A 12298-nucleotide genomic window follows, 5' to 3' on the forward strand; every position below is an offset into this window, starting at 1 on the left:
CCGTTTTTTTGTGTCATCATAATAACCTGAGCTGCAGTGTTTCGCTGATACGATAAGTGTTTCAGTAGGAGCTTCTTTTTTGTACTGTGGGAAATTACTTATAGTATATTCATAAAAAATTCATATCTTTTTGTTAAAATAATGTGTAGATTGTTACGATATAATTTGTTTGAATACAAGCGATATTGAACCTGAATGGTAACTGTTTGGCAGATTGCTGTTTTGTATGACACTGGGCAGTTATCCTGAATGGAGTGCGGCAGGAGAATCAGGTATGAAAAAAAACAAAATGGACACACAGGAATATCAGTTTATAAAAGAAACGGTAAAAAAACAGCCAAAAGAGAATGGCAGTCTGTTGCGCAGGCTGCTTATGATAGCAGGATGTGGCGTTTTGTTTGGAGGCTGCGCAGCCGTAACCTTTGCCAGTGTGTTTCCGGTTATGGCGGACAGAGAAGAGAATACACAGCAGAAAATCGAACTGACAGGATCGGATGTAGCGGAGACGATATCTGAAGAACAGGCAACAGAGAGGAAATCTGTCGCTTCAGTTTCTGAACAAGAGGAGAAGAGTCTTCTGGCAATGCGTCAGGAGATGTATAGGGAAGTGCTGAAGGTTTCCCAAAAATCCCGAAAATCTCTTGTAAACGTGAGAGGAATTTCAAAGGATGAGGATTTGCTGAATAATTCTTATTTTCAGCAGGAAGATACGGAAGGTCTTGTCTTTCTTGAAACAGAGACGCAATTTTATATCCTGACCTATGAGGAAGAACTGGAAAATCTGCAGGAACTGCAGGTGACTTTTGCAGATGGTTCGACAGTGCAGGGAGAGATATGCAGGGGAGATGCAGATTCCGGATTTGCAGTTGCAACTGTGAGAAAAAATCTTCTCAATGACAGTACAAGAGAAGGTATCGTGGTATCTGATCTGACAGACACAAAGAAACTGGGGCAGAGCGATATAGTAATTGCTATCGGAAGTCCTGCCGGTGACAGTGATGCGGTGGTTTATGGAATGATCACTTCTGTTTCTGAAAAACTATCGGTAGCGGATACGGAGTATAATGTGTTGGCTACAGATGTGCAGGGGAATGAAGATGGAAGTGGTGTGCTGCTTGATTCTGACGGAAATGTGGCAGGTATGATACTGAAGAAGAATGAAAACGACGGAGATAATATTCATGCAGTTTCCATTTCGCAGATTCTTCCGTTGATAGAACATCTGGCTAACAAAGAGACAATCAGATATACAGGTATTTATGGAACAGAGATAACTCAGGCACAATGTAGAAAACTGGGAATTGATCAGGGACTTTACGTGGAGCGTACACAAGAAGAATCTCCTGCGATGAAGGCAGGGATACAGTGTGGAGATATTATAAGTAAGATTGATGGAACTCCCACAGAGAGTATGCAGTCTTACTATACATATCTTCAGACAAAAAAGCAGGGAGAAAATCTTACCATAACGGTTCTTCGCAAAAATTCCGATGGTGAGTATGCGGAGAAAGATTATAAGGTAACAGTTGGAGAGAGATAGTGACAGGCGGAGAATCCTACAAGCGGGATTCTTTCTTGTGGAATTGTTATAATACTAAAAATAAAGGATAGAGAGGCAGGCTTTATGCGTTTTTTAAATGAGTTACATGAGGGAGACAGAATTAATGGGATTTATCTGTGCAAGCAGAAACAGTCTGCGGTAACGAAGAATGGAAAACCCTATGAGAATATTATCCTACAGGATAAAACCGGAATCATGGATGGAAAGATCTGGGATCCGAATTCTCTTGGAATTGATGATTTTGATGCACTGGATTATATAGATGTTGTGGGAGATGTGACCAGTTTTGCAGGGGCTATGCAGCTGAATATCAAGCGTGTGCGCAAGGCTGCTGAAGATGAATATGATCCTGCAGATTATCTTCCTGTAAGTGAGAACAGCACAGATGATATGTACAGCCAGCTGAGAGCATTTATTGACAGTGTGGAGAATACTTATCTGTCTGCACTTCTGAAGAAATTATTTGTGGAAGATGAAGCTTTTGTGAAAGCGTTTGAAGGACATTCTGCAGCGAAGACAGTACATCACGGATTTATCGGCGGTCTGATGGAGCATACTCTGGGAGTGACCAGACTCTGCGATTATATGTCAAAGGCATACCCGGTCATCAACAGGGATTTACTGATCACAGCATCACTTCTTCATGATATCGGAAAGACAAAAGAATTATCTGCATTTCCGTTAAATGATTATACAGATGAAGGCCAGCTTCTGGGACATATTTATATGGGAGCGCAGATGATCAATGATCTTGCGCGCCAGATACCGGAATTTCCGGAGGTGCTTAAGAATGAACTGATCCATTGTATCCTGTCCCACCATGGAGAACTGGAATATGGTTCCCCGAAAAAACCTGCATTGGTGGAGGCCGTAGCCCTCAATCTTGCAGATAATACAGATGCAAGAATGGAAACCATCACAGAGATTTTTGCAGCAAACAAGAGTAAAAAAGAGTGGCTTGGATATAATAAATTGTTTGAATCCAACTTAAGAAGAACAGATGAGGTGTAATCTTTATGGAATTTCGTAAGAACGATCTTGTTACGTTAGAGATAGAAGATTGCGGAATTGACGGTGAAGGTATCGGAAAAGCCGATGGCTTCACCGTTTTTGTCAAGGACGCAGTGATCGGTGATACAGTAACAGCCAAAATTATCAAGGCAAAGAAAAATTATGGTTACGGCCGTCTTATGGAGGTGCTGAAGCCATCTCCGTACAGAGTTGAGCCCAAGTGCGAATTTGCCCGTCAGTGTGGCGGATGCCAGCTTCAGGCACTTTCCTATGACCAGCAGCTTGTATTTAAGACAAATAAGGTGAAGGGACATCTGGAACGTATCGGTGGCTTTACAGATATCCCCATGGAGCCGATCATTGGCATGGATGAACTTTTTCATTACAGAAATAAGGCACAGTTTCCTGTAGGCAGAAATAAAGAGGGAAAAATCGTTACAGGTTTCTATGCGGGAAGAACCCACAACATTATCGAAAACCGTGACTGTGCACTTGGTGTAGCTGAGAATAAAGAAGTTCTGGACTGTGTAATCGCACATATGGAGAAATACGGGATTGAACCATATAATGAAGCAACAGGCAAAGGGCTGGTGCGCCATGTCCTGATCCGTTACGGATACTTCACAAAAGAAGTGATGGTCTGTCTGATCCTGAACGGAAATAAGATTCCGAAAGAGGAACAGCTTGTAAAATCTCTGTGTGAGATTCCGGGAATGACAAGCATCACCATCAATGTAAATAAGAAACACAGTAATGTAATCCTTGGTGAGGAAATTCGTCTGCTCTGGGGCCAGGAATATATCACAGACAGAATCGGAGATATTTCCTATCAGATTTCACCTCTGTCTTTCTATCAGGTAAATCCTATGCAGACCCAGAAGCTTTATGCAAAGGCACTGGAATACGCAGATCTTCATGGGGAAGAGACAGTATGGGATCTCTACTGTGGGATCGGAACAATTTCCCTGTTCCTGGCACAGAAAGCAAAATTTGTCCGCGGTGTGGAAATTGTTCCGGCAGCTATAGAGAATGCGAAAGAAAATGCGAAACTTAATGGCCTGGAGAATACAGAGTTCTTTGTGGGAAAAGCAGAAGAAGTGCTGCCAAGAGAGTATAAGAAAAATGGCGTTTATGCAGATGTCATCGTCGTAGATCCGCCAAGAAAAGGCTGTGATGAAACCCTGCTGGAGACCATGGTCGAGATGAACCCGGATAGGATTGTGTATGTAAGTTGCGACAGTGCGACGTTGGCAAGGGATCTGAAGTATCTGTGTGAGAGGGGATATGAGCTTAGAAAAGTATGCCCGGTTGATCAATTTGGGATGACTGTTCATGTGGAGACGGTAGTACTGCTTTCCCACAAAAAGCCAGACGGACATATCAACGTAAAAGTTGAGTTTGGTGAGGGTGAGGGAAAAGTTCCGCTTGATAATATCGCAAAAAGAGCCGAAACATACAAGCCCAAAGAGCGAGTGACCTACAAAATGATAAAGGAGTACATAGAAGCTAAATACGGCTTCAAAGTACATACCGCATATATTGCAGAGGTAAAGAGAGATTTAGGCTTGCCGATGTACGATGCTCCTAATGCGGTAGAGGAATTGAAACAGCCGAGGAAGCATCCGACTCCAGAGAAGGTTGAAGCAATAAAGGATGCATTGAAACATTTTGAGGTGATTTAATGACAAAGCCGCTTGCTTATTGAATGGGTAAGCGGCTGCTTTATTATAATTAGTGTAATATAATAAAGCTTGTTCGAGAGTAAAGGGAGAGGATACGTATGAGAAGAACGTTATTCAGGTACAGGTCATTTAATACGGAAAAACTGAATGATTATAGCTATATTCATCAGAGGATAATTAACATTGAAAAATGGAAGTTTGAAGCTTTTGAAGGATTAGTATATCCATCATCACCACTTTATTTCAACGACCCCTATGATTGTGAATTTTGCTTTCAGTCAGATGCATTGGAAGGTGTACTTGATAGAGAAACATATATACATCTTTTGGAAAGAAGATTTTCACTTAAACAGGAAGAAAAAAATAGAATTCTTTATTCTGACAATATTGAAAGGGCGATGCAAATAGTTTTGCAGGCTCATGGAGGAAGGCTTTCTGACTCTTGGATGAATATTTTGCAAAATGGATTAAATGATTGTATGAGTACAATCAAGGATGCTGTAAGAGTTGTCTGTTTATCTGAGGTGTATGACTCTATGCTTATGTGGAGCCATTATGCTCAGAATCATACTGGATTTTGTATAGAGTATGATTTTAAAGAAAGTGATATGCTTTATAAACATTTATACCCAGTAATATATACAAAGGATAGATATGCTGTTTCTAAAGCAGATATGTTAAGTGAAAATACAGAATGGATTTATAAGACGACTTGTCGTAAATCCGATGTTTGGTCGTACGAGAAAGAATGGCGAATTGTGACGGCTAATTTCAATAAAGTAATGCCAGAAAAATTGAAATGTCCAAATGGAAAATATGTCTTGGATTTGAAAGAAAATATAAAAGCGTTTTATTTAGGAGCGAAAATCTCTGAGAATTTTAAAGAAGAGATAATTCAATTTGGAAAAAAGAATAGTATTGATATTTATCAGATGGTTTTATCACCCAGTACATATGAGCTAAATGCAAAGAAAATCATATGATTAATTATGGAATAATGGTATAATTTTCTTATTATACAAACAAGATGGATGGTGAAAGAACATATATGAAATTTGAAAAAGTAGTTATTAAAAATTTTAGAAATTTTGATAATGTTGAACTTGACTTATCAAATAAAAACATATTTTTTGGTCTAAATGATGTGGGGAAAACAAATTTCTTGTACGCTCTACGATATGTATTTGATAAAGATATTCGTAAACAAAACCTTTTAGATTCGGATTTTCATAGTAAGCAGCTTGATAAACCAATTGAGATTGTTGTTACTATAGATATTAGTGATGTTGCTGACAGCGATTGTCAAAAACTCCGTGCACAGCTAAAAGGTGCATTGCTAAGTGAGCATAATAAGGTATATATAAAGCTTTTTGCAGAATATAGCAAAACAGAAATGCTCGCTCTACCGATATTATCGTGGGGTGGCGATATTAATCATCTTTACGAAATGAAGCAAAGAGGATATCTATATGAAATAGACTATGTATTTAATGTCATTTATATTGACTCTTATGTTGATTTGTATTCCCTATTTAAAAAGAATGTGAGCCAGCTTGTCAGAAATGAAAAGGACGAAGATAAAGATATTCTGGCAAAAATTCAAAATACAGTTGATGATTTGAATGGTCATATTGCTTCTCTGTCTGGAATTAAAGAATTTGAGGATAAACTTACGCCAGAATATCAAAAATTCCATGATGAAGGGATATCTGTTTCAATAAAATCCGAAATCGCAGTAAAGGGATTGTACTCAAATATTATCCCATATATTAAACAAGATAATGATGATAATTTATATCCTACTGCTGGGGAAGGTAGGAAAAAGTTATTGGCATATTCAATATACGACATACTGTCAGATGAAAATGCGGAAAAGAAAATCAATTTGTTTTTAATTGAGGAGCCTGAAAACCATCTTCATAAGTCTATGCAGATTGCATTATCACAAATACTTTTTACCGATAGCAAATACACATACTTGTTTGTAACAACTCATTCGCCTTTTGTTCTTTATGAAATGGATAATGTAAATTTAGTTCGAATATATAGTGAGCGAAAAATCAATAGTATTAGCACATTTTATAAAGTGCCTGATGCTTATGAGAAAAACAGGAAAATGTTAAACCGTTGTTTGTCAGAAGCAATCTTTGCTAACAAAGTACTTTTGGTTGAAGGACCATCTGAATATATGCTATTTAGCAAAGTCCTTTCAGTAGTGCATCCTTTTTATGAAGTAGATGGAATATATATTTTACCAGTTGATGGTGTGGGATTTGAAACATATTTTTCTATCCTGGATGAACTTGAAATTTTTAATGTGGTAAAAACTGACAATGATTTGAGAGCAGTAACAGGAAAAGGTACATATAGCGTTTTAGGCTTTTCACGCTGTAATAATTATATTGGGGAAAAGCGTCTGCCTACTAAACAAATTCAAGAGAATTCTGTTTCTGCCAAGAGGAGTTTATATAATTCAAATATAAATACTTTGGATAAAATACGAAGTGACTTTCATATTTTCTTATCAAAAGTGGATTTAGAAAATGATTTAGACGAGTTTTTGCATGATAGATTATCAGCTTTATTGGATAATGATAATCCTGTTAAATATTTACAAGATGCAAAGCACTATCATATGGTGGAGTTGATTGAGAAACTTTCGGATACAGATTGCAGAACAATCTATAATCATTACAACTTTGCATGTTTGAAGGAGGTTGCCGAATGAAACTATCTCCAATTCAAGAGAAAATAGTAGAAACTCCCGGTAACTTAATAGTAAGGGCAAGTGCAGGAACAGGAAAAACCCATACAATGGTTAATAAAATTGCTAAGGAAATTGATGATAATCATACACATAAAGTTATTGCTGCAATTACTTTTACAATAAAAGCAGCACAAGAAATAAAGGATAGATTGTCTGTCGATGTAGTTCAACACTTCATTGGAACAAATAACAGTTTCGTTATTGAGGAAGTTATAAAGCCTTTTATGAAGGATGTCTATGGTGCTGATTTCGATTTGGACATGAGTACGGACTATTCAGCTAAAGTTGATACTTTTCAAGAAGCTATTGAAAAAATAAGGAATGAAGGTATCCTCTGCTCATATCGAGATAATAAAAGGAACTTTATTTTTGATTTGGCTCAAAAAATTGTAGAAAATTCTTCGGCTTGTAGGCTTTATCTTCAAGCAAAATATTTTAAAATATATATCGATGAATATCAAGATTGCGACAAATCAATGCATAAATTCTTTATGTATTTATGTGATGAATTGAATATCGAAACCTTTGTTGTGGGAGATGAAAAACAATCGATTTATATATGGAGGGGTGCTTATCCAGAGGCTTTTAAAAGCATCTGGAACAAACCCAATTTTAAAAAGATATTTATGGGAGATAATTTTCGCTCTTGTCAACAAATACAGAATTATTCTAATCTATTATGTGATGAGACAAGAAGTCTTTACAATCCTACGGAAAATATAGATAATATTGTGTGGCTTTCTCCTACAAAGGCAAATTGGGCAACAGAAGTATTGTCTAATATTGTTCCCGATAAAAAGTCAGCATTATTGCGGTTTTCTAATGATAACGCACGAATAGGAGCAAGCGAATTAACAACAAACGGTTTAGAGTATGTTTATATCCCACAGACTCCTATTGCTGATATTACAACAGATACAGCGTGGCTTTATACAGCAATTGCTAAATACCTTATAATTGAAAAGTATTCTGCATATGATGTAATTTCAGAAATACCTGTTGAAGGAAATGAAAGTCGCAAAACAGTATCCACCGTAAAAAGATTACTCAAAAGAATTGAAGAGACTATAGATGATGAGCAGTCTTTCGGCTCGTGTGTCACAGCATTGGCTGAATATCTTGGATATGATACTCGCCCTGATCACATAAACAAATTATTCAAAACAATTTCTGATACCAGTTTTCATGTGGCATTTGAAGCGGATAAATACAAACACATCGCAATTACATTCCACTCTTCAAAGGGATTGGAGTTTGAACAGGTAATTGTATTTGCAGAGGATTATCGATTGTCTGATATGTCGAGTATATACAACCATTATGTAGCGGTTACACGTGCAAAAAGCAAATTGATTATCGTTAAGTTAAACAATTACAATGCGAATTGTTTTCAGAATAATTTACAAAAGATATTTTCTGAAAGCGGTCATAATATAGAAGATGTCGTTTTATTTTGAACAGAATAGATTATTTATAAACCAATAATACAGGCAGCTATTACGAATAGGTAGGAGTTCTCTTTCCTTTGAATTGCCGCTTAGTTTCGAGCAGGCAGCAGCCTATCGAAAGGTTAACGGACAGTATGTAAGAAAAAATCAGTGGAGAGATACCAATGTAAGAGTATTCATAGACCTTGATTAGCAGTTAATACGATAAGCGTATCATTAGAAATAGTGGTACGCTTATTTTTTGCCCATTTTTGCAGATTTGTCCTTTCACCCGCTTTCAAATATAATGAAGCTAAAGAAATGGAGGTGTGCTTATGAGAGAGAAATTTAATCATATGTATTTGGATAGCCACGAAAGAAAACTTTTGATACATAGCCTTATAGAGTTAAAAAATCAGCTTATTCAGCAAGGCAGATATACGGATTGTGTTGACGAGCTTATTTTTAAGGTCATAAATGCACCGTCCAAGAGAATGAAAATTGAATATGTCTAAGGCAAATTGCGAAGCCGCTTATTCTTATTAATTTTAAGAATAGGCGGCTTTTTTGCGTTTTCTGGTACTGTTTACATAGCCACCTTGACAAAGTGGCTAAATCTATGCGAAAGGAGGACGCATCTATGTCAAATTGCAAAGTGATTGCTCTGACTAACCAGAAAGGCGGTGTCGGAAAAACAACCACAGCGGTCAATCTGGGTGTAAGTCTGGTGCAGCAGGGTAAAAAAGTCCTGCTGATTGATGCCGATGCACAGGCAAATCTCACGATGGCTCTGGGTTATAACAGACCAGACGATATTCCCATAACGCTCTCTACTGTGATGCAGAACATCATAGACGATAAAACGCTTGATGCAGCATATCAAAGCATCAGATACAAAGATCGAGGTGCTTCTTAGGAAGGCTTTATGGAAGAAAGGTTACAGATACAGAAAAAATTATAAGGAACTTCCTGGTAAACCGGATATTATCCTAAAAAAATATAAGATCGCTATTTTCTGTGATGGAGAATTTTTTCATGGAAAGGACTGGGAAGTTTTAAAACCAAAGTTAGAAAAAAGCAATAATAGTGACTTTTGGATAAGTAAAATATCCAGAAATAGAGAAAGAGATGACGAAGTCAATAAAAGATTATTGTTTCTTGGATGGACAGTGATTCGATTTTGGGGTAAAGATATCAAGAAAAAACCTGATGAGTGTGTGCATGTAATTGAAGAAACAATATTCGATTTGAAAATGCAAAATCAAATATTAGATCAGGAAATAGAGTGATTTTTAATGCACATCTACCATGAATGGTGCTGTGCCACCCACCTGACGGACAAGGGCATCTGCTCCATGAAATACATTACCGATGATGTATTGAAGCGGGCATTTGTAACGATGATGAATAAGCTAGTATTCGGACACCAGATCGTGCTTCGTCCCCTGCTTCAAAGTCTCAGAGGCATGAATGACAAGTCGCAGCTCTTAAAAATGCAGGACTTGGAATCACAGATTGAGAAAAATATGGAGCAGCGGCAGGTGCTGACGAGCCTTATGGCGGGCGGTTACCTTGAGCCTGCTCTTTTTAATAAGGAAAGCAATGCCCTGGCAGTGGAGGCCGAAGCGCTGCGGCAGGAAAAGGACAGCCTTATGCATTCCCTTAACGGAAATATGGTAAAGACGGATGAATTGCAGAAGTTGTTCCGGTTTGTGTCAAAGGGGATCATGATGGACGGTTTTGATGATGAAGCGTTCCTTACCTATGTGGATAGCATCACAATCCATTCCAGAAGCGAGGCTGCCTTTGAATTGAAATGCGGAGTATCTCTGAAAGAAAGGTTGGTGGACTGAATGAAGCACATACCATACGGATACCGGATTGAAAACGGGATGGCGGTCGTGGACGAAGCGGAAGCTGACGCCGTGCGGAAATTTTTTGACTATTACATTTCCGGTCTTGCGCTCATGGCAGCAGCCGAGAAGGTAGGATTGAAACTCTACCACGGGAGTGCCGGGCGGATACTGAGGAATGTGAAATATCTCGGAGATGATTATTATCCGGCGATTATTGATAAGGCAACCTTTGATAAAGCAGAGGAAATACGGATGGGCCGTGCAAAAGCACTTGGCCGTGTGAGAGAACTGGAAGTGAAGCAGGTGGAGCCTTTCCCGACAAAATTTACAATACCTGCTGTAAAAATAATCTATGATGACCCTTTTGTGCAGGCGGCTTATGCCTGCAGCCTGATAGAGAGCGAGGTGGCAACGTATGGAACTGAATAAGAATATTACTGTTATCCCCGCCCGGAAACGGGTGGGAAATACCGTGACAGCAGAAGAAAAACCAAAACTCAGGGTTGCCGCTTACTGCCGTGTTTCCACGGACAGTGATGAACAGGCAAGCAGCTACGAGGTGCAGGTGGAACATTACACCCAGTTCATTCAGAAAAATCCGGAATGGGAACTGGCGGGAATATTTGCGGACGATGGAATCAGTGGCTGTAATACCAAAAAGCGTGATGAATTCAACCTCATGATAGAGGAATGTATGGCAGGCAGGATTGATATGATCATCACGAAATCCATCAGCCGGTTTGCCCGGAATACGCTGGACTGCCTGAAATATATCCGGAAACTGAAGGAGAAGAACATTCCTGTTTTCTTTGAGAAAGAGAACATTAACACGATGGATTCCAAAGGAGAGGTGCTGCTTACCATCATGGTAAGCCTTGCACAGCAGGAAAGCCAGTCCTTGAGCCAGAACATCAAATTGGGATTGCAGTACCGATACCAAAACGGCGAGGTGCAGGTCAACCACAACCGTTTCCTCGGATACACAAAAGACGAGGATGGGCATTTGATCATTGAGCCTACGGAGGCAGAGGTTGTAAAACGCATCTATCGGGAGTATCTGGAGGGCAGTAGTCTGCTCCAGATAGGAAGAGGGCTTGAGGCGGATGGAATCCTGACGGCGGCGGGAAAAGCGAAGTGGCGACCAGAAACGCTGCGGAAGATTTTGCAGAACGAGAAGTACATTGGGGATGCCCTTTTGCAGAAAAACTATACGGTGGATTTCCTTAATAAAAAGCGGGTACAGAACCATGGGATTGTCCCTCAGTATTATGTGGAAAACAGCCATTCCCCTATTATTCCCCGTGATCTCTATATGCAGGTGCAGGAGGAAATGGTGCGGCGGGCAAACCTCCACAGTGGGGAGAAACGGAAGAAGCGGGTCTACAGCAGCAAATACGCTTTATCTAGCATCGTTTATTGCCCCAAGTGCGGCGATATTTACCGCAGGATTGCATGGAATAACCGCGGGAAACATTCCACTGTTTTGAGGTGCTGCACCCGTGTGGAGCATGGCCCATCCGACTGTGATGCGCCGACCATTCAGGAATCAGAACTGCAGGTGGCAGTGATAAAGGCTATCAATATGGCATTTGGCAACAGGGACAGTATGATGGCTGCCTTGCAGGAGAATGTGGAGGCGGTCATTCGGCAGGAGGATGAATCCTCGACAGAGGGCATTGAGGTCAAGCTGGAGGAGCTGCAAAAAGAACTGCTGCAAAGGGCAAATTCCCAAAAGGACTACAACGACATAGCCGATGAGATACACCGCTTACGGGAGTTGAAACAGAACGCTTTGGCGGAAAGTGCAGAGCGGAAGGGTCTGCAAAAGCGGATTGCCGAGATGCGGGAATTTCTGGACAGCCAGTCAACGGAGGTCTTGGAGTATGATGAGCAACTTGTACGGCGGCTGATTGAAAAGGTCACGGTCTACGATGAACGGTTTGAGGTGGAATTCAAATCCGGGATGGCGGTGGATGTGGAGAGGTAGGGCAGAA

General features: G+C 39.6%; 11 protein-coding genes and 1 pseudogene. All 12 read left to right on the forward strand.

The features are described 5' to 3' along the window. The first annotated feature begins 274 nt into the window (after positions 1-274). The 12 genes and pseudogenes from NQ550_RS05145 (at position 275) to NQ550_RS05200 (ending at position 12291) form a co-directional block, all read left to right on the forward strand. The gene (locus tag NQ550_RS05145; RefSeq protein WP_161233701.1) at positions 275-1540 is read left to right on the forward strand and encodes a S1C family serine protease; all 1266 of its coding nucleotides are present in this window, start codon (positions 275-277) and stop codon (positions 1538-1540) included. 84 nt (positions 1541-1624) lie between these two features. Next, complete coding sequence (locus NQ550_RS05150; RefSeq protein WP_022380962.1) at positions 1625-2572, forward strand: 3'-5' exoribonuclease YhaM family protein; 948 nt, start codon at positions 1625-1627, stop codon at positions 2570-2572. 5 nt (positions 2573-2577) lie between these two features. Further along, the gene (gene rlmD / locus NQ550_RS05155; protein WP_025580483.1) at positions 2578-4254 is read left to right on the forward strand and encodes a 23S rRNA (uracil(1939)-C(5))-methyltransferase RlmD; all 1677 of its coding nucleotides are present in this window, start codon (positions 2578-2580) and stop codon (positions 4252-4254) included. A 98-nt stretch (positions 4255-4352) separates the two neighbouring features. Continuing rightward, positions 4353-5237 (forward strand): DUF2971 domain-containing protein, encoded by an 885-nt coding sequence (locus NQ550_RS05160; RefSeq protein WP_025580485.1) that lies wholly within the window; start codon positions 4353-4355, stop codon positions 5235-5237. A 65-nt stretch (positions 5238-5302) separates the two neighbouring features. Further along, the gene (locus NQ550_RS05165; RefSeq protein ID WP_025580486.1) at positions 5303-6982 is read left to right on the forward strand and encodes an ATP-dependent nuclease; all 1680 of its coding nucleotides are present in this window, start codon (positions 5303-5305) and stop codon (positions 6980-6982) included. Further along, positions 6979-8478 (forward strand): UvrD-helicase domain-containing protein, encoded by a 1500-nt coding sequence (locus tag NQ550_RS05170; protein ID WP_025580487.1) that lies wholly within the window; start codon positions 6979-6981, stop codon positions 8476-8478. The genes NQ550_RS05165 and NQ550_RS05170 overlap by 4 nt, the downstream gene beginning before the upstream one ends. 305 nt (positions 8479-8783) lie before the next feature. Continuing rightward, complete coding sequence (locus NQ550_RS05175; protein ID WP_025580488.1) at positions 8784-8963, forward strand: hypothetical protein; 180 nt, start codon at positions 8784-8786, stop codon at positions 8961-8963. Between the two features lie 125 nt (positions 8964-9088). Continuing rightward, positions 9089-9349: pseudogene (locus tag NQ550_RS05180) on the forward strand (ParA family protein); the annotation flags it as partial. Further along, positions 9318-9737 carry a very short patch repair endonuclease gene (locus tag NQ550_RS05185; protein ID WP_025580490.1) on the forward strand — a complete coding sequence of 140 codons (420 nt, stop codon included), beginning with the start codon at positions 9318-9320 and terminating at the stop codon, positions 9735-9737. The pseudogene NQ550_RS05180 and the gene NQ550_RS05185, both read left to right, overlap by 32 nt. A gap of 6 nt (positions 9738-9743) precedes the next feature. Then, positions 9744-10301 (forward strand): recombinase zinc ribbon domain-containing protein, encoded by a 558-nt coding sequence (locus NQ550_RS05190; RefSeq protein ID WP_025580491.1) that lies wholly within the window; start codon positions 9744-9746, stop codon positions 10299-10301. After that, positions 10302-10733, forward strand: coding sequence for a recombinase (locus NQ550_RS05195; protein WP_025580493.1), 432 nt, complete (start codon positions 10302-10304; stop codon positions 10731-10733). Further along, positions 10720-12291 (forward strand): recombinase family protein, encoded by a 1572-nt coding sequence (locus NQ550_RS05200; protein ID WP_025580495.1) that lies wholly within the window; start codon positions 10720-10722, stop codon positions 12289-12291. Before NQ550_RS05195 ends, NQ550_RS05200 begins: the two co-directional genes overlap by 14 nt. Positions 12292-12298 lie beyond the last annotated feature (7 nt).

Source organism: Blautia wexlerae DSM 19850 (assembly GCF_025148125.1).
In the GTDB taxonomy this organism is placed as follows: Bacteria; Bacillota; Clostridia; order Lachnospirales; family Lachnospiraceae; genus Blautia_A; species Blautia_A wexlerae.